General features: G+C 59.5%; 27 protein-coding genes and 2 tRNA genes. 10 read left to right on the forward strand and 19 right to left on the reverse strand.

From position 1 onward, the window contains the following. The first annotated feature begins 30 nt into the window (after positions 1 to 30). A tRNA-Leu gene (locus JNX03_RS02100) sits at positions 31 to 115 on the forward strand. Between the two features lie 198 nt (positions 116 to 313). Here the strand turns inward: JNX03_RS02100 and JNX03_RS02105 are convergent. Both JNX03_RS02105 and JNX03_RS02110 read right to left on the reverse strand, forming a co-directional pair. Next, the gene (locus tag JNX03_RS02105) at positions 314 to 1,519 is read right to left on the reverse strand and encodes an MFS transporter (protein WP_203210819.1); all 1,206 of its coding nucleotides are present in this window, start codon (positions 1,517 to 1,519) and stop codon (positions 314 to 316) included. 91 nt (positions 1,520 to 1,610) lie between these two features. Then, positions 1,611 to 2,165: a TetR/AcrR family transcriptional regulator gene (locus tag JNX03_RS02110; protein WP_203210820.1), complete on the reverse strand. Its 555-nt coding sequence runs from the start codon at positions 2,163 to 2,165 to the stop codon at positions 1,611 to 1,613. 246 nt (positions 2,166 to 2,411) lie between these two features. Here JNX03_RS02110 and JNX03_RS02115 point away from each other — a divergent pair, with 246 nt between their 5' ends. After that, a complete protein-coding gene (locus JNX03_RS02115) occupies positions 2,412 to 3,014 on the forward strand; it encodes a pyridoxamine 5'-phosphate oxidase family protein (protein WP_203210821.1) in 603 nt (200 codons plus the stop codon). Between the two features lie 145 nt (positions 3,015 to 3,159). Here JNX03_RS02115 and JNX03_RS02120 read toward each other — a convergent pair whose 3' ends face one another. Continuing rightward, a complete protein-coding gene (locus tag JNX03_RS02120; RefSeq protein ID WP_037911663.1) occupies positions 3,160 to 3,513 on the reverse strand; it encodes a carboxymuconolactone decarboxylase family protein in 354 nt (117 codons plus the stop codon). Positions 3,514 to 3,621: 108 nt separating this feature from the next. After that, positions 3,622 to 5,220, reverse strand: a complete 1,599-nt coding sequence (locus JNX03_RS02125; RefSeq protein WP_203210822.1) for a gamma-glutamyltransferase family protein — start codon at positions 5,218 to 5,220, stop codon at positions 3,622 to 3,624. A 140-nt stretch (positions 5,221 to 5,360) separates the two neighbouring features. Here JNX03_RS02125 and JNX03_RS02130 point away from each other — a divergent pair, with 140 nt between their 5' ends. Continuing rightward, positions 5,361 to 6,329, forward strand: coding sequence for a pyridoxal-phosphate dependent enzyme (locus JNX03_RS02130; RefSeq protein ID WP_203210823.1), 969 nt, complete (start codon positions 5,361 to 5,363; stop codon positions 6,327 to 6,329). Between the two features lie 4 nt (positions 6,330 to 6,333). Here JNX03_RS02130 and JNX03_RS02135 read toward each other — a convergent pair whose 3' ends face one another. The 5 genes from JNX03_RS02135 to JNX03_RS02155 form a co-directional block, all read right to left on the reverse strand. Beyond that, positions 6,334 to 7,263 (reverse strand): AEC family transporter, encoded by a 930-nt coding sequence (locus tag JNX03_RS02135; protein ID WP_203210824.1) that lies wholly within the window; start codon positions 7,261 to 7,263, stop codon positions 6,334 to 6,336. A gap of 87 nt (positions 7,264 to 7,350) precedes the next feature. Next, positions 7,351 to 8,151: an MBL fold metallo-hydrolase gene (locus JNX03_RS02140; RefSeq protein WP_203210825.1), complete on the reverse strand. Its 801-nt coding sequence runs from the start codon at positions 8,149 to 8,151 to the stop codon at positions 7,351 to 7,353. Then, positions 8,151 to 8,957 (reverse strand): TatD family hydrolase, encoded by an 807-nt coding sequence (locus JNX03_RS02145; protein ID WP_203210826.1) that lies wholly within the window; start codon positions 8,955 to 8,957, stop codon positions 8,151 to 8,153. The genes JNX03_RS02140 and JNX03_RS02145 overlap by 1 nt, the downstream gene beginning before the upstream one ends. A 15-nt stretch (positions 8,958 to 8,972) precedes the next feature. Further along, positions 8,973 to 10,088, reverse strand: coding sequence for a DNA polymerase III subunit delta' (locus JNX03_RS02150; RefSeq protein ID WP_203210827.1), 1,116 nt, complete (start codon positions 10,086 to 10,088; stop codon positions 8,973 to 8,975). A gap of 85 nt (positions 10,089 to 10,173) precedes the next feature. After that, on the reverse strand, positions 10,174 to 10,614 hold the full coding sequence (locus JNX03_RS02155) for a hypothetical protein (protein WP_203210828.1): 441 nt from the start codon (positions 10,612 to 10,614) through the stop codon (positions 10,174 to 10,176). A 110-nt stretch (positions 10,615 to 10,724) separates the two neighbouring features. Here JNX03_RS02155 and JNX03_RS02160 point away from each other — a divergent pair, with 110 nt between their 5' ends. Continuing rightward, positions 10,725 to 11,483: a helix-turn-helix domain-containing protein gene (locus JNX03_RS02160; RefSeq protein ID WP_203210829.1), complete on the forward strand. Its 759-nt coding sequence runs from the start codon at positions 10,725 to 10,727 to the stop codon at positions 11,481 to 11,483. Between the two features lie 2 nt (positions 11,484 to 11,485). On the opposite strand, the gene tmk is transcribed toward JNX03_RS02160, so the two are convergent. The 3 genes from tmk to JNX03_RS02175 are packed head-to-tail and all read right to left on the reverse strand — an operon-like array spanning position 11,486 to position 14,217. Then, positions 11,486 to 12,127, reverse strand: a complete 642-nt coding sequence (gene tmk / locus JNX03_RS02165) for a dTMP kinase (protein ID WP_203210830.1) — start codon at positions 12,125 to 12,127, stop codon at positions 11,486 to 11,488. Continuing rightward, positions 12,124 to 13,293: a D-alanyl-D-alanine carboxypeptidase family protein gene (locus JNX03_RS02170; RefSeq protein ID WP_203210831.1), complete on the reverse strand. Its 1,170-nt coding sequence runs from the start codon at positions 13,291 to 13,293 to the stop codon at positions 12,124 to 12,126. Before JNX03_RS02170 ends, tmk begins: the two co-directional genes overlap by 4 nt. A gap of 27 nt (positions 13,294 to 13,320) precedes the next feature. Further along, a complete protein-coding gene (locus tag JNX03_RS02175; protein WP_231024125.1) occupies positions 13,321 to 14,217 on the reverse strand; it encodes an SPOR domain-containing protein in 897 nt (298 codons plus the stop codon). 215 nt (positions 14,218 to 14,432) lie between these two features. On the opposite strand from JNX03_RS02175, the gene JNX03_RS02180 reads away from it, so the two are divergent. The 3 genes from JNX03_RS02180 (at position 14,433) to JNX03_RS02190 (ending at position 16,507) form a co-directional block, all read left to right on the forward strand. After that, a tRNA-Ser gene (locus tag JNX03_RS02180) sits at positions 14,433 to 14,522 on the forward strand. A 327-nt stretch (positions 14,523 to 14,849) separates the two neighbouring features. After that, positions 14,850 to 15,032, forward strand: coding sequence for a hypothetical protein (locus tag JNX03_RS02185; protein ID WP_025048476.1), 183 nt, complete (start codon positions 14,850 to 14,852; stop codon positions 15,030 to 15,032). A 308-nt stretch (positions 15,033 to 15,340) separates the two neighbouring features. Then, positions 15,341 to 16,507, forward strand: coding sequence for a helix-turn-helix domain-containing protein (locus JNX03_RS02190; protein ID WP_203210832.1), 1,167 nt, complete (start codon positions 15,341 to 15,343; stop codon positions 16,505 to 16,507). Positions 16,508 to 16,560: 53 nt separating this feature from the next. Here JNX03_RS02190 and JNX03_RS02195 read toward each other — a convergent pair whose 3' ends face one another. From JNX03_RS02195 to JNX03_RS02215, 5 genes are all read right to left on the reverse strand, one after another. Continuing rightward, on the reverse strand, positions 16,561 to 16,890 hold the full coding sequence (locus JNX03_RS02195; protein WP_203210833.1) for an arsenate reductase family protein: 330 nt from the start codon (positions 16,888 to 16,890) through the stop codon (positions 16,561 to 16,563). A 110-nt stretch (positions 16,891 to 17,000) separates the two neighbouring features. Next, on the reverse strand, positions 17,001 to 17,408 hold the full coding sequence (locus tag JNX03_RS02200; protein ID WP_203210834.1) for a hypothetical protein: 408 nt from the start codon (positions 17,406 to 17,408) through the stop codon (positions 17,001 to 17,003). Positions 17,409 to 17,559: 151 nt separating this feature from the next. Then, positions 17,560 to 19,116, reverse strand: coding sequence for a caspase family protein (locus JNX03_RS02205; RefSeq protein WP_203210835.1), 1,557 nt, complete (start codon positions 19,114 to 19,116; stop codon positions 17,560 to 17,562). After that, positions 19,117 to 20,178 carry an OmpA family protein gene (locus tag JNX03_RS02210; protein ID WP_203210836.1) on the reverse strand — a complete coding sequence of 354 codons (1,062 nt, stop codon included), beginning with the start codon at positions 20,176 to 20,178 and terminating at the stop codon, positions 19,117 to 19,119. It lies immediately after the preceding gene. A 327-nt stretch (positions 20,179 to 20,505) separates the two neighbouring features. Beyond that, positions 20,506 to 20,988 (reverse strand): c-type cytochrome, encoded by a 483-nt coding sequence (locus JNX03_RS02215; RefSeq protein WP_203210837.1) that lies wholly within the window; start codon positions 20,986 to 20,988, stop codon positions 20,506 to 20,508. Positions 20,989 to 21,079: 91 nt separating this feature from the next. Between JNX03_RS02215 and JNX03_RS02220 the strand changes: the two genes are divergently transcribed. Beyond that, positions 21,080 to 21,937, forward strand: coding sequence for a LysR family transcriptional regulator (locus JNX03_RS02220; protein WP_203210838.1), 858 nt, complete (start codon positions 21,080 to 21,082; stop codon positions 21,935 to 21,937). A 2-nt stretch (positions 21,938 to 21,939) separates the two neighbouring features. Here JNX03_RS02220 and JNX03_RS02225 read toward each other — a convergent pair whose 3' ends face one another. Together JNX03_RS02225 and JNX03_RS02230 are read right to left on the reverse strand one after the other, a co-directional pair. Then, positions 21,940 to 22,356 (reverse strand): VOC family protein, encoded by a 417-nt coding sequence (locus tag JNX03_RS02225; protein WP_203210839.1) that lies wholly within the window; start codon positions 22,354 to 22,356, stop codon positions 21,940 to 21,942. A gap of 86 nt (positions 22,357 to 22,442) precedes the next feature. Beyond that, positions 22,443 to 23,189, reverse strand: a complete 747-nt coding sequence (locus JNX03_RS02230; RefSeq protein ID WP_203210840.1) for an IclR family transcriptional regulator domain-containing protein — start codon at positions 23,187 to 23,189, stop codon at positions 22,443 to 22,445. Positions 23,190 to 23,273: 84 nt separating this feature from the next. Here JNX03_RS02230 and JNX03_RS02235 point away from each other — a divergent pair, with 84 nt between their 5' ends. After that, positions 23,274 to 23,669, forward strand: coding sequence for a Rieske 2Fe-2S domain-containing protein (locus JNX03_RS02235; protein ID WP_203210841.1), 396 nt, complete (start codon positions 23,274 to 23,276; stop codon positions 23,667 to 23,669). Beyond that, complete coding sequence (locus JNX03_RS02240; protein WP_203210842.1) at positions 23,666 to 24,892, forward strand: aromatic ring-hydroxylating dioxygenase subunit alpha; 1,227 nt, start codon at positions 23,666 to 23,668, stop codon at positions 24,890 to 24,892. Before JNX03_RS02235 ends, JNX03_RS02240 begins: the two co-directional genes overlap by 4 nt. Positions 24,893 to 24,897 lie beyond the last annotated feature (5 nt).

A 24,897-nucleotide genomic window follows, 5' to 3' on the forward strand; every position in this document is an offset into this window, starting at 1 on the left:
GTCACCCGCCTGTTGCCTTTGGCAAATCGTGCGGGTGTGGCGGAATTGGTAGACGCACCAGATTTAGGTTCTGGCGCCGCAAGGCGTGGGGGTTCAAGTCCCTTCACCCGCACCACAGTTCCTTTGCGCAACAAAGGGACCACCCCCTTCGAAATGGTGTACTGGGCGGCAGTCGATCTGAAAGAGCGATGAGAGCTTCGACAGTTCTAGCTTCGTCCCACCGCCCGCACCACAGATCCTTTCGCGGAATAAAGCGCCCCTCTTTAGAACCGAAAGACGGGAGGGCAGTTGCGCCTGCAATCAGGCCAAACCTTCACTCCGGGAGGCGCCAGACCAGGGCAACGGCTGCAAGTTTCAAAACGCAAGGCAGCACCGCATAGCAAAGCGTCAACGCCCAAAGCGCCTGATCGCTATTGGCCTGGCCGGGCGTGAAGCCTGCCCCTTGCAGCAGCGGGAGCAGGGCAAAAGAGGTCAGCGCGAGCCCGAGTTTTCCGGCAAACGACCATAGGCCAAACCCTTCTGAGGCTTTTAGTCCGGCTTTGTTGAGGGCGCCTGCAAACAGCACCGGCAGGATCACCATCTCGGCCCCGAGGGCCGCGCCGGATGCGGCGCAGATCGCTGCCATACCAAGACCACTGCCTACCGGCAAAAACGCCGCGCCGATGAACCCTGCAATCGCGAGCGGCATCGCCAGCAACAGCACCTTGCGCGGCGATATATGCCGCGCAAGGACCGTCCAGCCCGGCACGCTGACCAAAGCGGCAGCAAAAAACACCAGCAGCAAAAGACCGGCCTGGCCCTGCAATTGCAACCGGTCCTCGACAAAGAACACAAAAAGGGTGGATGTCACCGCAACCGGCAACCCATTGACCAAGGCCAGCAACAACAGCCGCCCAATCACCGGATCGCGATACCGTTCGATGGAGAACCCCTTGGCGGGCAGGGGGATGCGCCGCCAAAGGGGCGCGGTGAGCAGGGCGGCCACAACCCCGACCGCACAAAGTGAAAGGCCAAACATCAAATATCCATCGCCGCCCAATGCCGCAAACCCAAGCGGCGCAAGGGCGGCAAAGATCACCCCGGCCAACATCCCCGTCTCGCGAAACGCCGCCAGCCGCATGGTGTCGGGCAGGGCGTTGCCCGGTGCCAGGGAGGCCGTGCGCCCATAAAGCAGGATCATCCCCAGGCTATAGGCCGAAAACAGAAGCACCAAGGTCAGGGTCAAGCGCAGTGCCACTTGCGGACCGGCATCAAGCGAAAACAACAAGGGAAAACCAATGGATAGGCCAAGCAGCGCCGCTGTGCCAAAGATCCATTGGGCCCGTGGCCAACGGTCAATGGCCCAGCCGATTGCCGGATCCTGCACCAGATCAACAGCCCGGATGGCCAAAAGGATAACGCCAAGGGTGGCGAGGCTCATCTCAAGCTCGACCGCGGCAAACCTTGGCAGATGGATATAAAGCGGCACGCCCGCTGCGGCCAGAACAAAGGCAAACAGGCTCACTCGGGGAAGATGCATCACTGGCGGCCTCACATTGCTCAAGAACGGTCTTGCCTATGCTACGGCTGGTGCTGCGTAATGGATCACTCAGGGTGGCTGCGGCACAACATTAGCCCGCCAGCAGAACCTTGGCGATTTCCTTGGCTTCATCAGCGCTGGCTGTGGTGTGGGACATCGCGGCCATCACGATCGCTCCTTCCTTGAGGATCACCAACTTGCGCGCCAAATCTTCGGGGTGTGGGTAGCCGGCCTGCGTCGCGAGCTTGGCCAGATGATCGGTCAGCAATTGTTTATGCGCAAAGGCCTGCGCGTTGATTGCGTGGTTCTTGTCCTGAAATTCGGCGCTGGCCTTGATGAACATACAGCCCTTAAAACTGTCCTCCTTGAACCAGTCCTTGAGCACGTCGAAAAGCGCAAGCAATTGCCCTTGCGGCGTTTCGGATGTCTCTTCCATGCGGCGGTAAAGGTCATTGCGAAAGCCCTCGTCGCGCAAACGCAGCACCGCGAGGATCAATTCTTCCTTGGTGCGGAAGTGTTTGTAGATCGAGGTTTTGGAGACGCCGGTCTCTTTGGCCACGAGATCCATGCCCGTGGCGTGAAAGCCGTTCCGATAGAACAGCAGCAAGGCTTTTTGAAGCAATTCACTTCGCTTGTTCTTGCTCATCCGGGCCTCAACATTGACTGATCTGTAAATTACTTCAAATCTGTTGCTGGTCAAGTAAATCTCGAAAAATCAGTGGTTTCCCATCGTGTTTTGAGCCGGTTATGACGTGTAGATACGCGGTAACGCAAAAATTGATTTGATAACATTAACCGATCAGTACAACAATGCGTTTTATGTGAACAGATCAGTTAACCTTGTGGAGACATTCCCGGCTGATCGTGAATTATTGAACTAGAGGAACAGACCATGGCCTATGCCTTTGCTGAAATTGCATTCACCCCCGCCGTGCGTGCCGCACAGGACCGAAACGGATCGGGCAGCTACGCAAAATTCCTGACCGATGAACGGTCCGGCGGCGACACACTTGGCCCCGAAGAGGCGACGTTTGTCCATGCGAGGGACGGGTTTTACCAAGCCACCGTGTCCGAGACCGGCTGGCCCTATGTTCAATTTCGCGGCGGCACGCCCGGTTTTCTGCGTGTGCTGGATGCCAAAACCCTTGCTTATGCGGATGTACGCGGCAATCGGCAGTATCTGAGCCTTGGCAACCTCAGTGGAAATGACCGTGTCTCGTTGATCTTGATGGATTATCCCAATGCCCGCCGACTGAAAATCTGGGGCCGTGCACAAACGATTGAACAGGCCAGCCCCGATTGGCCGGCGCAATTGCCGGATCTCTCACCGCCGGGCACGGAACGGCTGATGAAGATAACCGTGGACGCATTTGATTGGAACTGCCCGCGTCACATTCCGCGCCGTTTAACCGATGCAGAGGCAGGCGGGGAAATCGCTGCCCTTCAGGAGGAAAACCAACGGCTGCGTGCGGCATTGGTCGCGCGACAGGCCTGAATATTCAATTCGGAACCGATAGATACCCAAAGGAAGACACTGCACAGGTAACCAAGAGGTACAGCTTGAGAGGTTTCTGGATTATGCCGTCCACCTAGATCAAAGCCGCGCCCGGTTCAGGCCGGGCGCAACAATCGGTTCCGGATCATTCAGCGCTGCCGCCAAATTGTTCCCATGCGTCCATGGCTTGGGCCGCATACATCAGCGAAGGGCCACCGCCCATATAGATCGCCACGCCCAGCATTTCCTGAAATTCCTGCCGCGTTGCCCCCAGCCGCAACAGCGCCTTGGTGTGAAACCCGATGCACCCGTCACAGCGCAGGGCAATCGCGATTCCCATCGAAATCAGCTCTTTGGTTTTGCCATCCAATGCGCCCTCGGCCTCGGCGTGTTTGGCCATATCGCCAAAGCCCTTCATCGTGTCTGGGATGCCCTTGCGCAGTGCACCGATCTGGGTTGCGATGCCTTTGGTCAGGTCAGGATAATTCTGTGTGCCCACGGGGGTGGTCCTTTGCTTTGTTGCCGTCCCCTTAAGTTTAGCTGCGATGCTGTATTGCCGCGTTGAGGTGGATCAAACCGGCCGCTGGATCAGGTGCCTGACGCTGCGTCAAAACCCGATGGCGGCCCCGTCCTTGCGCGGGTCCGATCCGCCAGCGTAACCGCCGCCGCCCGGCAAACGCCGGATCAATTGCGCCCCGCCAAAGCCAAAGGCATTGTCAGGTGCCTCCAGCGTGATTTCGTGCCCCAATCCGGTGAGCGCGGCCAGGGTCGCTTCTGGCAGGGTGGTCTCGCAGGCCAGACCCAACCCTTCGGTCACGCGCCAGCGTGGCGCATCTGCGGCCATCTGCGGGTCTTGGCCAAACAACTCGCAGCGCAGCACCATTTGCACATGCCCTTGCGCCTGCATCGGCCCGCCCATCACTCCAAAACTCATGCGCGGCCCCTCGGGCCCCATAACGAAACCGGGAATGATCGTGTGAAACGGGCGCTTGTTCGGGCCGACATAGTTTTGATTGCGTGGGTCAAGCGAGAACCCCGCGCCACGGTTTTGCAAGGCAATGCCGGTTCCGGGCACCACTACGCCAGAGCCAAAACCGGCATAGTTGGACTGGATGAAGGACACCATCATGCCTGATGCATCCGCCGCCGTCAGATAAACCGTGCCGCCTTGTTTGGGCGCACCCGCACCAAAATCCTGCGCCCGCGCCGGATCAATCAATGCGGCCCGCGCCTTGAGGTAATCGTCATCCAGCAAATCATCCGCCCCGACGCGGTCCATATGGCCCGGATCGCCCACATAGGTTTCTGCATCTGCCAGGGCCAGCTTCATCGCCTCGATCTGCAAATGCATCGCTTGTGGATCATCAGCATCCAGATCGCGGATCGCGGTATGGCTCAGCATCCCCAGCGCCATCAACGCCGCAATGCCCTGACCGTTTGGGGGGATCTCGTGCAGCGTTACATCGTCAAAGTTTTTTGAGATCGTACCGCACCAATCTGCCTCATGCGCTGCCAGATCATCCGCTGTCAGGGCTGCGCCATGTTCGGCAGCAAATGCCGCAACCTTTTGTGCGATGTCACCGTGATAAAAGGCAGCGCCCTCTGTGTCGGCAATCCGGCGCAGGGTGTGGGCATGGCCGGGGCTGGCAAATATCTCTCCGGCCTGTGGGGCGCGGCCATTTGGCATGAAGGTCTCGGCAAAACCGGGTTGCGCGTGCAACTCCTCTGCCGCCCGCGCCCAGAGGCTGGCAATGACGGGCGAGACCGGGAAGCCGCTTTCGGCATAGCGGATGGCGGGTGCGAACAGATCGGCAAAAGGCAGCTTGCCAAACCGGTCTGACAGCATCACCCAAGCCGAAACCGCGCCGGGCACTGTCACACTTTCCCAGCCGCGAAAGGGCATTTCGGTTTGGCCAGCAAACCGGTCAGCCGTCCACCCCGCAGGGGAGCGGCCAGAGGCATTGAGCCCGTGCAGCTCAGCGCCATCCCAAAGGATCGCAAAGGCGTCTGACCCGATGCCATTGCCTGTCGGTTCCAGCACCGTCAAAGCAATCGCCGCAGCCAGCGCCGCATCCACCGCATTGCCGCCCCGCGCCAACATCGCAACCCCGGCCTGCGCCGCCAATGGCTGCGAGGTGGCCACCATATTGCCAGCCAGAACCGCCGACCGGCGAGAGGGATAGGGGTGATGGGCGCGCAGTTGCATGAGAAACCTCCAGACAATTGGATTTATCGCCAGTAAGGCCCATTTTTCGCCAAGGTGCCAGTGGCCAAACCAAGGGTGTGTGCGGGTGGATTGTGCCTGCCGCATGGGCCGCATAGATTGGCCGGGCAAGGAGACACCACATGACCCCATCGCCCCTCGTCCTGCAACAGGCCGCCGCCAGCGTTCAGGCCCGCCGCCGCATTGCGCAATGGTTGCCGCCGACCCCCTGTCTGCCGTCAAAACGGGTGTTTGAGGATGGCACAGGTCTGTTCTTCAAGGCCGAGAATTTTCAGCGCACGGGATCGTTCAAGTTTCGCGGGGCGCTGTCGAAACTGACGTCCCTGCCAGTGGCCCAGCCGGTGATCACCGCCTCCTCGGGCAATCACGGCATCGCGCTTTCAACGGCGGCGCAGATCACGGGCCATCAACTGGCCGTGGTGCTGCCTGAAACGGTGGCAAAAGATAAGCTTAACAAGATCAAGGCCTTGGGTGTTGAGGTGATCCTGCATTCCAATGATTCCGGGCTGGCTGAACGTCATGCGCGGGTTGTCGCAGAAGAGCGCGGTCATACCTATGTCTCGCCCTATAACGATGCGCAGATCATCGCCGGACAAGGCACTCTGGCGCTCGAGCTGTTGGAACAATTTCCGCAGATCGACAACGTTTTTGTGTCGCTTGGTGGTGGTGGCCTCATCTCGGGCATCGGATCGGTGCTCAAGGCGTTTTCGCCGCGTACCCGCATGATCGGGGTCAGCGCCATCAATTCCGCTGCGCTGGACGCCAGTGTGAAAGCGGGCAAAACCGTTGGTGTGGTACATTCCGATACGCTTGCAGATGGCTGCGCGGGCGGCATCGACGAAGGTACGATCACCCTGCCGCTGGTAACGGAGGTGGTAGATGAGTTCATCACCTGCACCGAAAACCAGATTGCCGAAGGCATGCGGCGCATCGCCTGGGATGAAAAGATGCTTGTGGAAGGCTCCGCCGGGTTGGCCTTGGCCCCCTGGCTGGAGGATCGGCCACGCTTTGCCGGGCAAACGTCAGTCATCGTGCTGTGCGGAGCCAATTTTGATCAGGCCACGGTCGCGCCGGTTCTGGGGCTCGCCTGAGCGTTTAGGGCAATGCGCCCAGCCAGAACCAGACCGACAGGATTGATATCGCGGTGGCAATCAACACCGACGAGGCCGCAACTCGCCGCGCCCGGCCATACATATTTGCAAAGATATAGGCGTTGAAACCTGGTGCCATTGCGGCGGTCAAGACGCCGGATCGAAAGGCGTCCGTTGGCAATGACAGTGCCGATCCGAATGTCCAGACCAAGGCCGGATGCACCAAAAGCGCAATGCCGCAAACCATGGCGATGGCTTTCATGTCGCCCTCGGGCCGGTATTGGATCAACACACCGCCAAGCGCGAACAGCGCGGCGGGCAGGGCAGCGCGGACAATCAGGGACAGCGCGTCTTCGACAACGGTGGGGATGGTCAGCCCGCTAAGGTTGACTGCAAAGCCTGCCAGAATGCCAATGACCAGCGCATTGCGGAACATCGCCCGCCCCACATTGCGCAGCATGGTCAGCCCGGTTTCACCGCGGTTGCGCACCACCTCCATCACCGTAATGCCCAGCCCGTAGCAGAACGGCGCGTGAAAAGCGACGATGGCAAAGTTGCCCGCCAGCGCATCCGTGCCGTAGGCCCGTTCAGTGATCGGCAGGCCCAGCAGGACAGAGTTGGAAAACAGGCAGCAAAAACCGATGGCAACGCAGTCTTCCCAATCGCGCTTGAACAACAGCCGGGCACCAAAGATGCCGAGGGCAAAACAGATCGCCGCGCCGCCAAAAAAGCTGGTCATCAGGGCCGGGGTCAGCGAGGCGGAGAGATCCAGATGGGCGATGGCCTGAAACAGCAGGCAGGGGATGGCGAAGTTCTGGGTGAACTTCATCACCCCGTCGATGCCAGAGGCCGGAAACAGGTTTTTCCACACCGCCACATAGCCAAAGCCGATGACCAGAAAGACGGGCAGAATGACATCAAGCAGGGTTTGCACGTCGTGGGCCTTGGGTTTGGTGGGGGCGTTGCGGTGGGGGTTTCACACCCCCACACCCCCGTGGAGGTTTAAAGGGCCAAATGAAGTTCAGTCGATCTCGAAGTTGAGCGTCATACCGTCATAGGCGGGCGAAATATGTGCGGGCAGTTCGCCGCGCAGGGTTTGATAGTCCAGATCGTTGTGCATGTTGGTCAGCACCGCCTCTTGCGGAGCCATGTCGGCGATCCATTGCAAAGTTTGGTCCAGATGGCTGTGGGTGGGGTGTGGATCGCGGCGCAGGGCATCGACGATCCAGCAGCGCAAGCCCTGGAGATGCGGCCAGACATCATCGGGAATGGTTGCAACATCAGGCAGATAGGCAACGTTATTCATCTTGAAGCCAAGTGCATCCATGCCGCCGTGGTTGACCAGAAACGGCGTAAAGTTCAATGCGCCGCCGGGGCCGTCGATTGTGACATCGCCCTCAATGTCGTGCATGTCGAGGATCGGCGGATACATTGAGCCTTCGGGGCGGATAAAGGCATAACCGAACCGTTCCAGCAGGGCCGCGCGCGTGGGTGCATCCGCCCAGACCGGCAGGCGGGCGCGCATGTTGATCACGATCATGCGCAGATCATCGAGCCCATGCACGTGGTCGGCGTGAGAATGGGTATAGAGCACCGCATCGAGGCGGCTGACCCCGGCATTCAAGAGCTGTTGGCGCATATCGGGGGAGGTGTCGATCAGCACGGATGTTGTGCCCTCGGGCCCGATCCGTTCCACCAAAGCGGAACAGCGGCCTCTGCGGTTTTTTGGCTCCTCCGGATCGCATGCGCCCCAATGCCCGCCAAGGCGTGGCACCCCGCCAGAAGAGCCGCAGCCCAGGATGGTGATGCGCATTTGAGCCATCAGGCGGGCACCTGATAGGCCGCAGCCTTGGCAAAGAGGCGGTCAAAGTTGGCCTGCGTCTGGGCCGCGAATTCGGCGTAATCCAGCCCGAAGGTTTCTGCCGCTTTTTGCGCGGTATGGGCGGTATAGGCCGGCTCATTTCGCTTGCCGCGATGGGGCGGCGGCGCAAGATAGGGCGCGTCGGTTTCGACCAGAACGCGGTCCAGCGGGCAGTTGGCAAAAATCTCGCGCAGTTCGGTGGATTTGGGGAAGGCGGTGATGCCTGACATGCTGAGGTAAAACCCCAGGTCAAGCGCGGCACGGGCCAGCGCGGGGGAGGAGGAAAAGCAATGCATCACGCAAGCATAAGACCCTTGCTTGAACTCTTCGGCAAGAATGCGGGCCATATCATCATCGGCGTCGCGGGCATGAATGATCAGGGGCAGGCCGGTTTGCCGCGCCGCGTCGATATGGATGCGCAGCGAGGTTTTCTGCACCTCGGCGCTGTCGGCGGTGTAATGATAATCAAGGCCGGTCTCGCCAATGCCAACAAACTTGGGATGCTGCGCCAGCGCGATCAGCTCGTCCGTGCTGGTCAGCGGCTCTGACGCGGCGGACATCGGGTGGGTGCCAGCGGCATAAAAGACCGGATCGTGCGCCTCTGCGATGGCACGCACGGAAGGTTCGTTCTTGAGCTTGGTGCAGATCGTGACCATGCGCGTCACACCGGCACGGGCGGCGCGGGCGACAATCTCGTCCAGCTGGCCTTCGAAGTCGGGGAAATCAAGGTGACAATGGCTGTCTGTGATCTGCGGCGTTTGCGTCATGCCTGCGGTCCTGTCTTATCGCGGGGCCGCTTGGGCCATCTTCTGCAGGGTATCTAGGACCAGCGCGGCAGGGTCAAGGTTGACCGCGAGCCCGTGGCGGGCGCGTGCCGAAATCTCTGCTGCGACATCGGCCCAGATCCGGCCTTGGTAAGGTGTTGGTGACAAACGGGCCAACACAGCCGCTTCACCCTGCGCAGCCTCGGTGGCGGGCGGGGATCCGGTGGCGCCGGTGCGGGCCAGCCGCGCCAAAAGCAGTTCAACCAATGTGAACAGCAAGGTCAGTTTTTCTTCCGCCCCGCGTTGCGCGGCGGCTTCGGCGAGTTTGAGGGCGCGGGCGCGGTCCATCTGGGGCAGGGACGACATCAGCGCGATCAATTCAGCATAGATTTGTAGCCCACCCATCAAAGACAGACGCATCGCACCGCCCACTGATCCGCCAGAAAGTTCCGCCAAGGCTGCCGCGTCGCCGCTGACTTCAATCTCTGAGGCGCCGAGCGCCTGCGCCATCTCATCAGGTGACAGGGTTCCAAGCCGCAGGGTCCGGCAGCGCGACCGGATCGTTGGCAGCAGGCCCGAGGGTTGATGGCTGATCAGCAGCAGCACCGCCCGTTCAGGTGGCTCTTCCAGCATCTTGAGCAGGGCGTTGGCGGCGTTCGGGTTCATCTCATCAGCATCATCGATGATCACCACACGCCGACCGCCATCCGCTGCGGACATCTGGAAAAATCCGTTGAGCGCCCGCACGTCGTCGACGACAATCTGTTTGCGCATCTTTTTGGTGTCAGGATTGATGGAGCGCGTGACCGACTTCACCGCACCTTCGCCGCCAGAAGCGATGCGCCGGGCAACGGGATGATCTTCGGGGATGCTCAGGCTGGTTGCCGGTTCGGCTGCAAACATGCCGCCATCATCGGGGTCCGGTGTCGCCAGCAAGAACCGCGCCAGCCGCCAAGCCAGCGTGGCCTTGCCCACCCCGCGCGGACCAGAAAGCAGCCACGCGTGGTGCAATTTACCTGCGTTGAATGCGTCAAGAAAGGCCGCCTCAGCCGCGCCTTGCCCGATCAAGCGGAGCGTGTCGCGGGGGTGCAGCGCACCGGTTACGCGATCGGGTTGAGGGGCGTCATCAGTCATGCCAATCGTTTAGCATGTTTGCGGGCGGATGGAATGGGGCAGGGCAGCGGTGGCGGCGAAAAACCCCGACCGCTGCCGAAGGGTATCAAACGGTCTGAGCGCGGTCCACGGCCCGGCTGCGCATCCAATAGGCCGCACCAAACATCACCAGAAAGCTGAGGTTGAGCCAGGCGTTCAGCCACGCGCCGGACAAGACCGATCCGGTGCTGTCCACCACGTACCAACAGGCCAGCCCCGGAAACACCAGCAAGCACCAAAGGCGGTTGTTGGTGTCAAAAAGATGGTTGGTGATCAGCAGCAAGTTGATGCCCCAGCCGACCATGACCCCGCCTGCGATCGCCGCGATGACGCGGGCGGCGGGGGTATCCACCTGTTCAAGCCCGTTGAAAGGCCAATGCAGCAGATCCACAAGGACGTTGGGCAGAGCATTGGTTGCAGGGTTGGAGCCAAGGGCGGTGATTAGGCCAAAGCCGATCACGGTGATGGCCGCGAACTGGCCAAGTCTTTTTGCAGATTGTGCTGGCATGGCAGCCTCCTGTGACGTTGAAGTGGCACAGTGATGCGCCATTGGAAGGAGGCAAATCAATTACCTCAGAGGTAACTGCGCCGCGCCAATATTCGTGATAGCCTGATCCCATGACCACATTTTCAGACAGCCTCAAATCCTGGCGCAAGCAGCGCCGTTTCAGTCAACTTGATCTGGCGCTGGAGGCAGGGGTCTCTTCGCGGCATCTGTCGTTTTTGGAAACAGGACGCGCCAAGCCCAGCCGCGAGATGGTGGAACGTTTGGGCGCGGCGCTGTATCTGCCTCTGGCGGTGCGCAATCAGATGCTGACCCTTGCAGGCTTTGCCGCGCGATATCCGGGGCGGGATTGGCAGGATGCGCAGATGGCCCCGATCCGCGCCGCGATTGATCACATGTTGATGCGCCATGATCCCTATCCCGGTTTTGCGCTGGACCGGATGTGGCGGGTGGTGCGGATGAACCAATCGGCGCAGCGACTGTTTGGCATGTTGGGGGTCAACGAAGGGGCGGATTTGCTGGAAATCTCAAGCTCTGACTTGCTGCCGCAGGTGATTGTAAACTGGCCCGAAGTGGCACAGCATCTGGCGCTGCGGCTGCGCACGGAAAGTGCGGGGCGTGGCGGCGATGCGCGGTTTGATGCGGTGGCGGAGGAATTGACCAAAGCGGCGGGGCCATCAGGCACAGAGGATACGCCGCCGGTTATTCCCACAATCTACCGCATCGGCGATCAGCAGTTGTCATTGTTCTCGACCATCGCGCAGTTCGGCACGGCAGAGGATCTGTCCTTGGATGATCTCAAGATCGAGTTGTTTTTTCCATCCGATGAGGCAAGCAAAGCGGTGCTTTTGGGGATGGCCGGGGCAGCCTGAGATCAGCTTTGCACTGCCTTTTCCAGCCGCGTTTGAACAACGGCCAGAACATCGCCCGCGACCTCGTCAATCTGGCGGGCGCCGTCGATCACCTCGAACCGCTCTGCATATTCTTTGGCCAGTGCCAGAAACCCGGCTCGCATCGCCTTTTGCAGATCTTCGCCAAAGTCCTCGAACCGCTCTTCCACCGTCTGGCGCGACAGGGCACGCGATAGGCCTTTCGCCGGATCCATGTCGATCAGGATGGTCAGGTCCGGCTCCACCCCGATCATCAGGCTGTGCAACTGATCGACGATGCCGCGCAGATCGCCGCGCGACAGCCCCTGATACATCCGCGTGGAATCGGCAAAACGGTCGCAGATCACCACTTTTCCCGCATCCAGTGCCGGCTGGATCGTGCGTTCCAGATGATCCCGGCGGGCCGCGGTGAACAGCAGGATTTCTGTTCGGGCTGACCAACGATCCGGATCACCCTGCAACACCAAGGCGCGAATCTCTTCCGCGCCGGGCGAACCGCCCGGCTCACGGGTCAGGACAACGTCGATACCCTGCGCCTCAAGCGTTTCGGCCAAAAGACGCGCCTGCGTCGATTTACCAGAACCATCGATGCCTTCAAAACTGATAAAAAGTCCCGGTTGGCTCACGATGCGTCCTGCGGTCCGGCATTCAGACGCGCCAGCAAATGCTTTGCGGCGGCCGTCACCTTGACCATGAAGCCGCCCGGTTCAACCGCGTCAGAGGCGACCAGCGGCACGCGCACTTCGGGCAGATCGCCCCGCTCAACCCGCAATTCCCCAAGCACGTCCCCCTTGGCAATTGGCGCATGGATCGGGCCGGTGTAGATTACCTCTCCGGTCACTTTGACACCGCCGGAGACCGGCACGAGAACCGACAGATCATCCTGCAACTCAAGGCCCACACTGTCGGACACGCCCATGGCAACAGGCGCATCGGCCAGACGTTTGCCGGCCGCGCCCAGCGATTTTTGCGAGAACTGCCGGAAGGCCCAATTGACGATGGCTTCGGCTTCTTGCGCCCGCTCCGACGAACTGCCCAGACCCGAAAGCACAAAGATCACCCGGCGGTCGCCCTGTTTGGCCGATCCAACCAAGCCATAACCGGCCTCATTGGTGTGTCCGGTCTTCAGCCCGTCCGCCCCGATCCCAAGGCCGAGCAATGGGTTGCGGTTCGTGGTGTTTTTTGGCGCACGACCGTCAAAGGCAAACGTGCGCTCCGAGAACAGCGGATAATATTGGGGGAAATCAGTGATGATCCGGTTCGCCAATAGGCCAAGATCGCGCACCGACATCAGATGTCCGGCCTGCGGCCAGCCATTGGAATTGGCAAAGGTGGAATTGGTCATGCCCAATTGCTGTGCCCGCTGGGTCATCATTCGGGCAAAGCCGTATTCGGTGCCATCGGGCGACAAAGCCTCGGCAATCACAGCACAGGCGTCATTGCCGGACAGCACGATAATCCCTCGCAGCAGGTCTTCGACCTTGACCCGGTCCGTGGTGTCCAGAAACATCGTCGACCCACCATAGGCCATCGCATGGCTGGAGACTGGCAGCTTTTCCACCAGATCCAGACCGCCGTTCTGTTTGCCCCGTTCAATGGCCTCAAACGCCATGTATAGCGTCATCAGTTTGGACATCGACGCAGGCGGCAAGGGGGTGTCCGCGTTCTTGGTCAGCAAGACGGTGCCGGTGGTCTGGTCAAAGACATAGGCCGCTGTGGCCTTGGTATCGAAGGCCGCGGCGGGAAGGGCCAGTAGGATCAGCGCCAGGCAGGCAGCAAAGAAGCGGATCATGAGGGGGGTATGCTCCTGTCGTTCAGATCAATTGGTGACGGCGTATGCGTCAGAGAACCCTTCGGCCTTGATCTTTTTGATCAGGTCATTGAGCTCGGATTTGTTGCTGGCCGGGCCAACGACAACGCGCCAGAACGGTTTGCCGTTGGTTTCGCCGCGCTTGATGGTCGGGACAATCCCGGCGCCGCGCATCTGCTTGGCCACGCGTTTGGCGTTGGCCTCGACGCTGAAGATGCCGATCTGGACATAGGGCCGTTTGAGCGATGAGGCGCTGCGCTTGGGCGCGGCTTTGGCGGGTTTCGGAGCAGGGGCTTCGGCCACGGGCGTGGCAGGGGCGGCCTCAATCGCAGCGCCAGCGGCGGCGATGGGATCCAGCGTGGTTTCTGACACCTCGGCGGGCGCGGCCACTGTATCGGTGGTTTCGGGGGCAGGGGCCGGCGCCGTTGGCACGGCGGTCTCTTCGCGGCGCAATGCGGTCACGTTCAGCTCTGTCGGCGCACCGGCCAGAATGCTGAGCGCCGCCGCCGCATCGGAGGAGATCTGCAGGCGCGGCCCGGGCAATTCGCGCTCGCGACGGAACAATGCGCCGATTACGAACTTGCCATTGGCTTGGTTGCGGATGATCACGCGCTCCGGCTCTTGTACATCGGGATGGGCCACCCAGACACCGCCCAGCGAGGGCCGTCCGTCCCAAAGCCCTTGTTCGGTGGCCGAAAAAATTTCCGGCGCTTCGACGTCGCGTTCAATCAGCTTGGTCGATTGCGTGCTGCCCGCGGCGCTGGCCTCCGCCTTGGGCTTGGGCAACGGCAGGTTGAACTGCCCGTTCTCATCGCAGCCCGCGAGAAGCGTCAGAGAAAGCGCCGCACCGGTAAAAAGGCGCAAGCGGGGGCGGGTAAATTGCATGCGGTCAACGGGCCTGCTCATGATGTTCTGTCCTTGCCTGTGTGTCCCTGTCGGGCACGTTTTTGCCGATTTTCCGGCAGCACCAATCGTCCCCTGACGGGGATCTTTGCGGCATCCTAACGCGGCAAGTCGCACCTGAAAAGGCTGGCGAGGGCGGATCGGCAAAATTCCCCGACCCGTCGCGCCATTTCTCGGTTTGCCGAATCGTAACAGGTTGATTAAGGGAGACATATCGCGGAGGTTTGGCAGAGTGGTCGAATGCACCGGTCTTGAAAACCGACGGGCGTGAAAGCGTCCCCAGGGTTCGAATCCCTGAGCCTCCGCCACCTTTTCCCTCTTCTCGTTGTCATCAGGCCGCCCTGCGCGGCCTTTGTGTTTTTCAGGTCTGTGCATCCCTCGCCAGATCCGGCAGCGGGCCGCTTGGTTCTCGAAAAACATTGTCTCGCCCTGTTGGGGCGGACGACTCTCGTGGAGATCACGGGCCAATTGATACGGTCACAACTGGTCAGAAGCCAATCAATAGCCGTTTCACCCTGATGCCTCGAACGATGAACGCCAAGGAAAAGTTCACTTGGCTGGCGATGGCTCTGCGCAGCATGTGACCCACCGAAAAGATCGGGGGAGAAATGCGAAAACACAAAGAAAGACATGACATGAAACGATACCTTATCCTTGCGGTTCTGGGCCTCAGCGCCTGCGAAACGCCTGCGGAAATTTCTGCGCGGGAGCAGCTTGATGCCGCCTGTCTGGCAGGAAACCTGCAAGCCTGCGCTGCGGTTCAGCAACGTGTGGCGGCCGAGAACCTTGCTCTTGCTACAAGTTCTTTGGCGTTCTGAAGAACCAACAGATGGAGCAGACCGAGGTTGGTTGAGCCGCGAGCGCGCCAGCCAGATTGCTGGGTGAGGGCGGACGCCGCAAATCAGCTTTCTCTGCGCTGGGTCTCTACCTCGCGGGGCGGCGCGACCACCAGTCACCGCTTGGCTGGGCATGCGAAGTGTCCAGCCAATCAAGAAGGCCATGACCGCCGCGCAGTCGCGACAACTGGGAGAACAGAGAATGGCTATGATATGTATGGTTGCCGATCTGTCATTGCACTGTCATGCACAGGGACCCGATCTGTGCTTGAATTATGAAAAGATGCTGAATGACCTTTGCAAGCATTGACCTGTTTTTTAACATCGCCTTGACGGGCATCTGTCTGTTTTGTGCGCATCTGTTGATGCTCAGGCGTCGCGACCCAGGGGTATATTTTCCGCTGGCGTTGCTGTTCCTGTTTCAGGGCATCTCAACGGGCGTGGCGGTTTTGACCGAGGCTTATGACCCCTCCGGGACCGGGGTGCTGTCGCGGATTAATCTGATCACCGGCGCATTGGAAATCGCCTGTCCTTTCCTGTTCTGGGTCTATGTGCGCGCATTGACCACAGAAGGCGTGCCAGAGCGCATTGCGAACATTCGAAACCACATTGTTCCGATTGTTTTCGTGACGCTGTGTTTCTGGACTCTGTTCTTCTTTCCCGTCGAACTGTCTGAGCCCCAATTGGAGGAGGATGTTGCGCAACTGGTGGTGGTTTTGCTTGTCGGCCTGGCGGTGTTGGTTGCAGATATTGCCTTCAAGATCATGATCGGCACCTATGTCTATCTTACGGTGCGTCGATTGATGGCTTATCAGACCCGGCTGAAAGATGTTTTTGCCAGCACCGAAAACAGGGAATTGACCTGGGTTTGGGTTATTCTCGCAAGTGCCGGCTTTTATCTCTGCGTCAACTTGGCCTTCACGGGCTTGATCTGGGTCGGCGCATTTTCCGAAGAAGCGTATGGGCCGTGGGTCTCGACATTGAGCAGTTTTTCACTGCTCGCGTTGTTCTGGGTGATCGGCGTTTGGGGGCTGCGGCAACGTCCAGGCCTGGTCCGCGGCCCGCTGGTCGAACCGCGCATGCCGGATCTGCCACCCGCTCAAAAATACGAAAAATCCGCACTCGATCCGGACCGCGCCGAACGCATCGCCCGCAAGATCGAAGCGGCAATGTCCAAGGATCTGCTCTACCGCGATCCGAACCTGTCGCTTTGGGATCTGGCCAAGCACATCGGCGTGACCTCGCATTATGTCTCGCAAACTCTCAACACCCATCTGGGCAAAAGCTTTTTCGAGCTGGTGAACGGCTGGCGGATCAAGGATGCGATCAAGCAACTGACAACGACGGACGCGACCATCCTTGTGATCACCTATGACGTCGGCTTCAACTCGCGCTCCGCATTTTACAAGGCCTTCAAACGTGAGACCGGCAAGACCCCTACAGATCTGCGCAAGTAGAAACGCTGAGCCTTTGGGGGAACAAGCGGTGGGGTGAGACGGTGGCAAAGCCGCTACTTTGCCAATAACGCCTTTTGCACCGTTTCATCCCAGCCCAGATAAAACGCGGTTTGGTCGCGGATCACAGGACGGGTCATGACTTTGGGCTGGGCTGCGATTTGCGCTTCGGCTTCTGACTCTTTCAACCAGGCATTCAGTCCGCGATAGTCATTGGTGCTGCGATCCACAAGCCGGTCTCCGAATTCTGCAATCAGCTCCGCCAGTTCAGCTTCGCTCAACGGCTCGGCGCGGACATCGCGAAATCGGATATCCTTGTGTTCCGCTTCCAGCGCCTTGCGGGCCTTTTGGCAAATCGCGCAGGTGCTTAGACCGTAAATTATCATCTTGATATCTCCTTGGCGGTGGTGACGCACCTTCAAACGCGCCTCTGCACCCGCCCGTTTTTATTGCTACGTCCCACGCCGCGAACGGCACGGGCGGTTGGCTTCAGCCTTCAGGCCATCGGTGCGCCGACTTTGCAGCGGGTGATCGCCGCATCGACGTTGAAAAACGCCTGTTCGATGGCCCTGTCGTCCAGGCTGTTCAGCCGGATCTGAAACACCTTTTCGGCACCGGTTTTGCATTTGACCTTCACCACACCGTTTTGAAGGGGGCCGCTGAAGGTTACGGTCGCGTCAACCTCGGTCGGATTGGCAAGGTTCTGTGCCGTGCGTCTGGCGGCTGCCTGACCCTCGGGGTTGAGCCAGCCATCCTTGCCCAGCTTGGCCTCCGCTTGGCGGAAGGCCGTAACCTTGGCGCTGCGATCATAAAGGGTCGCCTGCGGGAACCGCTTCATCGCGTGGGTGGGCCAGATTTGAAACAACTGTCCTTCCCCGGTGAATGCAATCAAAAGACCGGCCATAAAAATACTCCTAGAGGGTCTGCAATGCGGAACCGGTAGCATGGCCGGGCGGTGCAATCCATTGCCTCAACCAATCAACCTCTGGCGGGGCCAGTGGTGGAGGTCGTGCATAATGTCTTGCCTTAGCCAAAGGTACCCGGCGCAAGCGGCCCTATTTACATTTGCCCGTCGCCCAGTCGCGCAGGCCCTGCTTGAAGACACCGCCGAATGGATGCTGTTTGGACAAGGCCCGGACGTTGTTGTTCTGGGTGTAAGTGGTGCCCTGGGCGCAAAGCGCTTCTTTGGTCCACTCATGGCAGTTGGAACAGGTCTGATCCTTCCACAATTCCTCCGGAATGCCCTCAATCGGCGCAAACATCGGTGCAAGCTCTACAATCTCTGAGATACTGAGACCTTGAATGGGCGCACCGCCTGTCGGGAATGGCGTGTCGAAGGTCAGACCAGACAGATCGGCCACCGCAGGTGTTTCGGGCGTCGCGGCAATGGTTTGGGTTTGGGGCTCAACAGGCGTATCTGCAGCGGCAGCGCGTTCAGCTTTTTCCTTGATGATTTTCAGTTCAAAGGCCGCCAGCTCGGCATATGTGCCTTGCGGGAACACGTCCAGATATGCCTGATAATCCACCGCTGATCCGCTGCTTTGTGCGGCGGCGATCAGTTCGTCCTCGCTTGCACTTGGCGTTTGCGGGGCAGGGGGCTCGGGCGCGGCAGCGGTGTCCTGCGTCTTGGGTGCAGGCACGGCGGGTTCTGCGGTGTCCTGGGCGGCGCCGTCTGAAGGGGCCGCAGGCCCGGTGCCCAGCTCTTTTTCCAACAGGGCGGTCAGGCGCTGACGCCCCTCTTCTTGATACCGGCCCGCAGGATAGCTGCGCAGGAACAGCATAAGCTGCACGGGATCGTCGCTGACCTTCACGGAATCCCACAACTGCTTTTCCTGCAACTCTTGCGCTGTCAGCTGCTGCTTGGCCTCAAAAAAGAAATCCCCGGTCAGTGAAGACGTATCCCACGGGGTCTGACGGCCATTGGTCTGTTCAATCACTTCAATACGGGTGCGTTTGAAGGTCTGTTCAATCGGCAATCCGACAACGTTGATCTGCACGGCCAAAGCTTTGGTAAAGGGGCTATTGCCGTCCAAACCGTCCAATGCAACGGCGCCCGGCGCCGTGGAATAGGACAGGAACGTACCAGTCGGCGCTTTCATCTCGGCCAAGCCGTTGTCGTTGAGATCGCGAATGGCCTCAAACGGGTTGTTCCGGCAGGCATCCAGAATGACGATATTGGTCTTGTTCTGCGCAGATCGCATTTGCCGCAGGACGGCCTCTGCCTGAACAGCGACCAAGGACAAATCCGCAGCATCGGTCAGGCTGGCATCCACCGGCAACAGGTAGTTTTCGCCAAACGACTGCACCGCGTGACCGGCGTAGTAGAACAAACCGGTTGCATCCTTTCCTGCCGCACGCAGATCGCGCCCGAATTGCGCGATCCCTTGGTTCAGCGCGGTTTGCCCGACATCGGTCAGCATCGTGACCTCGAACCCCTTTGCGGTCAGTGCCTGCGCCATCAGAGCGGCATCATGCACCGGATTGTCCAGCTGCGTGACAGAAGAATAGCTTCCATTGCCCACAATCAGCGCCAGCCGGGTCTCGGCCCACGCGGACTGCGCCCCGAAACTCAGCACCAGCAGCGCTGTCCAAAGTCGAAAGATCTGTTTCATCTAGTTTTCAAGCACCTTGAATTCGATCCGGCGGTTGTCCCAGCGCCCTTTTTTGGTGGCGTTGTCTGCAATCGGTTGCGTCTCTCCGTAACCCTTGGCGACCATTGTGTCTTTTGCAAGGCCCTTGCCCTCCAGATAGGTCACGACCGAGGCTGCACGAAATTCGGAAAGACGTTGGTTGGAGGCAGCAGAACCGACGCTATCCGTGTGACCGCCCACCTCGATGATCATACCGGGACAGCGCGACATGATGCTGGCGAGGCTGTCTAACAATGGGCCGGATTTGTTTTCCAAACGTGAAGAACCGGAGGCAAAGTAGATATTCCCTGTGCGCGAAAGGATTTCGAACCGCCCTTTGCAGGCCGCCTTGTCAAAATCTCCTTCGGCCTCAAGCGCGGCATTGGCCGGCTGCGCGGGCGCGGCCGCAGGGGCCACGGCGAGGGTCGAGGTGTTGCGGGCAAAAACCCAGTCAAAGGAAACCGTGGCGGAGGGAATGATCTCGACATTTGCGGCATCCTGCAACTTGCCCAAACCTTCGGTCAGGTTGAAATCGGCCACAGGCACAGAGATCGGCGTGGCCGAGGCGATGGAAACCAGATCGTCGGTCAGCAAGGTTGCGGTGACCATGGATTGATAGGATTGCTGCACGCCGTGCAGGTCGACCGTGTAATCCACAGCCACTTTCTTGCGCCGGACTGTCGCCAGATCAGCAATGTCGGCAGGATTGATCTGCGCCGTGATCGTGGCCTCGGGGAATTTGAACGTTTCAAAGAATAAGAACCGCATGCGGACGTTGCGCAGGTCGATCTTGGTGTCTACGGAATCAAGCAAGACCGTGACCTTGGCCATCCCGCTTTCGTCGATTGTGCCTTGAAAGGTGGCAAAGCCGCTGGATTCCACAACGGTCTGTTTCTTGACCGACTGGAAACTGAGGTTGGACATCTCTGTGTTGAGCGTCCAGCCACCCTCAAAAGGGGATTGCGCAGCGGCTGGCAGTGCTGCGATCAAAGAGGATAACAGCGCTGCACAGATCATGCTGAGCCAGGTTTTGCTTTGTGTCATCTTTGATCGCCCTTCTGACGCGGCCGTAAGCACCGCCCGACATTTTTGAATAAATTGTATGAACCGCGCGATGGTGGCCCCATCTTGGATACCGATCAAGGGTTTACCGCAGGATTTGTTGTTTTTGTGCGCATGGGCGGTGGTCGAGGTTCGGTCGCGATCTGAGGGGAGGGCGATGCGCGGCCTTCTGGCATTTGCAGGGCGGGGTCCAAGCGCCGCGTCCATCCTTGCCAGAAAGACAGGAAAAAGGCCAGCAAGCATATCCCGCTCACTGGCCACTAAAAATCACATCCGGCGCTGCATTCCAGCGCGGCTGTTGATCAACCCTTAGTTCTTTTGACGATAGCTTTCGTGGCATGCGCCGCAGGATTTGCCAACCGCGCCAATTGCACCGCGCAATGAATCGAGCCCGGCGCCGGCTGATTGCTCCATCGCGATCGCAGCCTCGGCAAGTGCCATACCCTTTTCTGCGGCGGTGCTGCCGGGTTGCCAGATCGCGGGCAGTGCCGCAGTGGCTTCTGTGCCAAGCGCCTCGTTGTCGGATCCTTGCGGCCACATGCGCGACTGATCCATCTGCGCCAATGCCGCCAGATTGCTGGCCGCGGCACTGGCCGCCTCCGCGTCATAGGCAATGTCACCCTTGGCCATGCCGCCCAGAACGCTGATGTTAAATGAATACAGTGTCATCTGTGATTGCCGCGCTTTGACGGCTGCCATGATCGCCTTGTCCGCGTGGCCATCGCCCATCGCTGATGTGGCAACAACCGCCGCTGTGATCATGCCGCCAAGTGCGCAAATTCCCAGTTTCATCCGCAGTCCTCCCAAAAATATATATGCGGATCAGTCTAGCTGTGTGAATATTCAAAGGAAGTAGGAATAATTGCATAGGGTTTGCGAAATTATGCACAGCTCAAACTGGGACAACCTGCGGTACGTCCTGTCGGTGATCGAGGCCGGATCGGTCAGCGCGGCCGCCCGTGATCTGGGCGTGAACCATGCAACCGTGCTGAGGCGCGTCGCTGCATTTGAAGCGCAGAACGGTGGCGCAATCTTTGACCGAAACGCAAACGGCTACCGGGTGTTGCCCGGCAAGGAGGCGCTGGTTCAGGCGGTGCGGGAGGTTGAAAACGCGGTCCTGGGCGTTGAGCGGCTGATGCTGGGGGCAAATCCACAGCTGAGCGGGGTGGTGCGCATTTCATCCACGGATACCATTTGCCAGTATTTGTTGCCGGATGTCTTGCAGACCCTGAAGGCCGAAGCCCCGCAGCTTGAGATCGAATTGCTGAGCAATAACAGCCACCTCAATTTCGCGCGGATGGAGGCCGATCTGTTCGTGCGCCCCGCGATGACATTGCCGGAGGACATGATTGCCACATCCGTGACCCCGCTTGTGTTCCGGGCCTATGCCACCTCGGCGGATCTGGACAAATGGTTCAGGCTGCAAGGCCCATTGGCGCGATCAGTCCCGGCAAAATGGCTGTCTGCCAATGTGCCGGGCGACAGCATGCAGTCCGGATCGGACAGTTTTGTGGTTTTGTCCCGCATGGCGCAATCGGGGGCCGGGATTGCGGTCTTGCCATCATTCGTTGGCGACCGTGTTCCGGACCTTTTGCATCTGGCGGATAGAATGCCCGACATTGAAGTGCCGATCTGGGTGGGATCACATCAAGACTTGCGGGACATCCCCCGCATTCGCGCCGTTAGAAAAAGCGTGATTGCCCATCTTTCGGGACCGCGGATCCAAAGTCCCCCCGCATAGACCTAATCGTCCCGGCCGGGCTCATTTGGGTTGCTGGAAAACAATGCGATCTTGTTGCCTTGCGGGTCACGCAAGTAACAGACGTAAAAACGCGGCCCATAAGATGCACGAAACCCCGGCTGCCCTTCGTCCTGCCCGCCAGCGGCGAGGGCGGCGGCGTGCAATTGGCGCACCTGGCTTTGGCTGCCGGCCTCGAAGGCAACCATCGCGCCGTTTCCGGCTGTGGCCGGTTGCCCGTTAAAGGTCGGTTTGACGTAAAAATCCGGCAGGACCGGAGACTGCCCCGGTGCCACCGGCAGTGCAAAGCTGAGCCCCTCCGCACCCTCTGTCAGGCCGTAACCAAGCGCTGGCAAAAACGCAGAGTAGAACCGTTTCGCAAGTGCGATATCATCCGCACCAACAGTAACGTAGGCAATCATAGCGGGCTGTTCCTTTCCGTGGCTTTCCGCCAGGTCATTTGGTTTCTGCCTGATTGCGGGCCAACGTGCAATCGGGCATGGCGGTGTTACCTGCGCAGGCTCATCGCCGCCTTGCGCAGGATATCGAGGACGTGATCAAGCTGGCTTTGCCGGTCAAGGTAATTGACCGATGCAGTGGTCGCCAAGACCGCCTGCGTTTGTGAAATGCCGTGAACCGGTACTGCCACCCCGGCGGCGCCCATCTCGAACTCGTTGGCGGCAAAGGCAAAGCCCTGGGTGGCGGCCTTGTGAATTTCGGCCTCAAGGGCAGGGCGGTCCAGTGTCGTCTGTTCGGTAAACCGCACCATCCCGCAATCGTTGATGATCTGTTCCCGCTCTGGCCCAGAGCAACCGGCCAGCAGCATGCGCCCGACCGCCGTGGGTAACAGCGGCAGTGTGCTGCCGACCGACAGGCCCAGAGACAGGCGCGCCGAAGGCACGGCGGATCGCGCCACATAGATGGCCCGTGTGCCATCGCGCACCGCAAGTGCAATCTCTCCGTCCAGCTCTCTGGCGAATTGATCCAGTGTCGGCTGCACGGACTTGCCTATATATTCTGCCTTGAGATAACCGCCCGCGATGGCCAGCACCTTGGGTGTCAGCCGCAAGGCCTTTTCGTGTTTGTAAAGGTAGCCACTGCTTTGCAATGTCAGGCACAGGCGGCGGGCTGTGGCCCGATCAAAGCCGGTCAGCCGAGCAATGTCGGCCATGGTCAGATCGTTCCGCCCGCCCTCAAAGCAGCTCAGAACGGCAAGGCCTTTGGCAAATGTTGATGCGGTGTCACGCGTGGTCATGTTGACGGGGGTCCAATTGTTGGGTTACGTTCATATTACGCATTTAAGTTCATATATCGCACAAATGAAGAGGGTTCAACAATCATGACAACCTCCCCGATCACTGCGGACAATCACGCTGAGGGTCATTGGAAGGTCATCGCGCAATCCGCGACGCTGGATGCGGGCCGTCCACTTTTGCCGATCACCCTTGGCAGTGATCGTTATGTCCTGTTCCGTGATGAGGAAGGCGGCTTGGGGTTGATTGGCAGGAACTGCCCGCACCGGGGGGCAGATCTGTGCTTTGGCCGGCTTGAAGACAACGGGTTGCGCTGCCCCTTTCATGGCTGGCACTTTGACCGGACCGGCCAATGCGTGGAACAACCTGCCGAACCGGAAGGGTCCAAAATGTACACCCAGATCAAAGTGCCGATGGTGCCGGTGAAAGAGGAAAACGGTGTCATCTCGGCATGGTGCGAAACACAGGGGGACAACACATGATCAGCCAGGCCTTGAACGACCAGATCACGCGCATTGGTCCAAACACCGATGCAGGCAACGTGCTGCGCCACTATTGGCAGCCTGCCGCGCTAAGCGACGAATTGCGGGGCGATTTTCCCGTTGCGGTCAATCTGCTGGGTGAACGTCTGGCCCTTGTTCGCGCCGATAGCGGCACACTGAACCTGAGAACACGCATCGCACCGGAGGGAGAGCCACCGGCCTATTGTCCCGCACCGCAAGAGATCATCCTTGATCCAAACGGACCGAGCTATCCCGTCCATGAGATCAAAGGGGCGGTCTTTGCCTATATGGGGCCTGGCGATCCGCCTAAGTTCCCAAACTTTGATTGTTTCCGCGCACCGGACAGCCATGTTTTTGCGTTCAAAGGCCTGTGGCGCTGCAACTGGCTTCAGGCATTGGAGATCGGTATTGATCCGGCCCATGCCTCGTTCCTGCACAGGTTCCTGGAAGACGAAGACCCAAGCGACAGCTATGGCAAACAATTCCGGGACAAGGCGGCCCATACCGACATGCCCATGACGCAGGTGCTGCGCGAATACCCACGGCCAGAGATCAAGGTGGACGAGACCGACTATGGCCTCAAGATCACCGCGCTGCGCCATATGGACAACGACCTGACCCATGTCCGCGTGACCAACCAGATTTTTCCCGAGGCGATCTGCATTCCGATGTCGCGCGAGATGACGATCACCCAGTGGCATGTGCCGATCGATGATGAAAACTGCTATTGGTTCACGATCTTCACCAGCTTCAAAAACCCGGTGAACAAGGAACTGATGCGAGAACAGCGGCTCAAAGAGCACAGCTTGCCGGATTACGCGCCACTGAAGAACCGCGACAACAACTATCACTACGATCCGGCCGAACAGGAGACCCTGACCTATACAGGCATGGGGCTGGACATTAACGTGCATGATCAATGGGCGGTTGAAGGGATGGGCGCAATTCAGGACCGGAGACAAGAACATCTGGGCCGCAGTGATGTGGCGATCATCCGTTATCGGCGGATGTTGCGAAAGGCGATTGCAGATCTCGCGGCGGAGCGGCCTGAGGATTTGCCGATGCAAGGCCGGGCGGATGTAATGGGGATTCTTGGCCCACTGTCAAACGACGCCATCGCGCCGACCGCCAACTGGCAAAGCGCAAGCCATGCGGCAGATATTGCACGGCGGTCAGAATGCCCTTGGGACGCATCGGTTTAAGTATT

This window comes from Sulfitobacter mediterraneus, from assembly GCF_016801775.1.
Lineage (GTDB): Bacteria > Pseudomonadota > Alphaproteobacteria > Rhodobacterales > Rhodobacteraceae > Sulfitobacter > Sulfitobacter mediterraneus_A.

What these genes read in the sequence shown, in the direction of transcription:
- JNX03_RS02105 (WP_203210819.1), bottom strand. Translation starts at nt 1,519, where the DNA reads ATGCATCTTCCCCGAGTGAGCCTGTTTGCCTTTGTTCTGGCCGCAGCG.
- JNX03_RS02110 (WP_203210820.1), bottom strand. Translation starts at nt 2,165, where the DNA reads ATGAGCAAGAACAAGCGAAGTGAATTGCTTCAAAAAGCCTTGCTGCTG.
- JNX03_RS02115 (WP_203210821.1), top strand. Translation starts at nt 2,412, where the DNA reads ATGGCCTATGCCTTTGCTGAAATTGCATTCACCCCCGCCGTGCGTGCC.
- JNX03_RS02125 (WP_203210822.1), bottom strand. Translation starts at nt 5,220, where the DNA reads ATGCAACTGCGCGCCCATCACCCCTATCCCTCTCGCCGGTCGGCGGTT.
- JNX03_RS02130 (WP_203210823.1), top strand. Translation starts at nt 5,361, where the DNA reads ATGACCCCATCGCCCCTCGTCCTGCAACAGGCCGCCGCCAGCGTTCAG.
- JNX03_RS02140 (WP_203210825.1), bottom strand. Translation starts at nt 8,151, where the DNA reads ATGGCTCAAATGCGCATCACCATCCTGGGCTGCGGCTCTTCTGGCGGG.
- JNX03_RS02145 (WP_203210826.1), bottom strand. Translation starts at nt 8,957, where the DNA reads ATGACGCAAACGCCGCAGATCACAGACAGCCATTGTCACCTTGATTTC.
- JNX03_RS02150 (WP_203210827.1), bottom strand. Translation starts at nt 10,088, where the DNA reads ATGACTGATGACGCCCCTCAACCCGATCGCGTAACCGGTGCGCTGCAC.
- JNX03_RS02155 (WP_203210828.1), bottom strand. Translation starts at nt 10,614, where the DNA reads ATGCCAGCACAATCTGCAAAAAGACTTGGCCAGTTCGCGGCCATCACC.
- JNX03_RS02160 (WP_203210829.1), top strand. Translation starts at nt 10,725, where the DNA reads ATGACCACATTTTCAGACAGCCTCAAATCCTGGCGCAAGCAGCGCCGT.
- JNX03_RS02170 (WP_203210831.1), bottom strand. Translation starts at nt 13,293, where the DNA reads ATGATCCGCTTCTTTGCTGCCTGCCTGGCGCTGATCCTACTGGCCCTT.
- JNX03_RS02175 (WP_231024125.1), bottom strand. Translation starts at nt 14,217, where the DNA reads ATGAGCAGGCCCGTTGACCGCATGCAATTTACCCGCCCCCGCTTGCGC.
- JNX03_RS02185 (WP_025048476.1), top strand. Translation starts at nt 14,850, where the DNA reads ATGAAACGATACCTTATCCTTGCGGTTCTGGGCCTCAGCGCCTGCGAA.
- JNX03_RS02190 (WP_203210832.1), top strand. Translation starts at nt 15,341, where the DNA reads ATGACCTTTGCAAGCATTGACCTGTTTTTTAACATCGCCTTGACGGGC.
- JNX03_RS02195 (WP_203210833.1), bottom strand. Translation starts at nt 16,890, where the DNA reads ATGATAATTTACGGTCTAAGCACCTGCGCGATTTGCCAAAAGGCCCGC.
- JNX03_RS02200 (WP_203210834.1), bottom strand. Translation starts at nt 17,408, where the DNA reads ATGGCCGGTCTTTTGATTGCATTCACCGGGGAAGGACAGTTGTTTCAA.
- JNX03_RS02205 (WP_203210835.1), bottom strand. Translation starts at nt 19,116, where the DNA reads ATGAAACAGATCTTTCGACTTTGGACAGCGCTGCTGGTGCTGAGTTTC.
- JNX03_RS02210 (WP_203210836.1), bottom strand. Translation starts at nt 20,178, where the DNA reads ATGACACAAAGCAAAACCTGGCTCAGCATGATCTGTGCAGCGCTGTTA.
- JNX03_RS02215 (WP_203210837.1), bottom strand. Translation starts at nt 20,988, where the DNA reads ATGAAACTGGGAATTTGCGCACTTGGCGGCATGATCACAGCGGCGGTT.
- JNX03_RS02220 (WP_203210838.1), top strand. Translation starts at nt 21,080, where the DNA reads ATGCACAGCTCAAACTGGGACAACCTGCGGTACGTCCTGTCGGTGATC.
- JNX03_RS02225 (WP_203210839.1), bottom strand. Translation starts at nt 22,356, where the DNA reads ATGATTGCCTACGTTACTGTTGGTGCGGATGATATCGCACTTGCGAAA.
- JNX03_RS02230 (WP_203210840.1), bottom strand. Translation starts at nt 23,189, where the DNA reads ATGACCACGCGTGACACCGCATCAACATTTGCCAAAGGCCTTGCCGTT.
- JNX03_RS02235 (WP_203210841.1), top strand. Translation starts at nt 23,274, where the DNA reads ATGACAACCTCCCCGATCACTGCGGACAATCACGCTGAGGGTCATTGG.
- JNX03_RS02240 (WP_203210842.1), top strand. Translation starts at nt 23,666, where the DNA reads ATGATCAGCCAGGCCTTGAACGACCAGATCACGCGCATTGGTCCAAAC.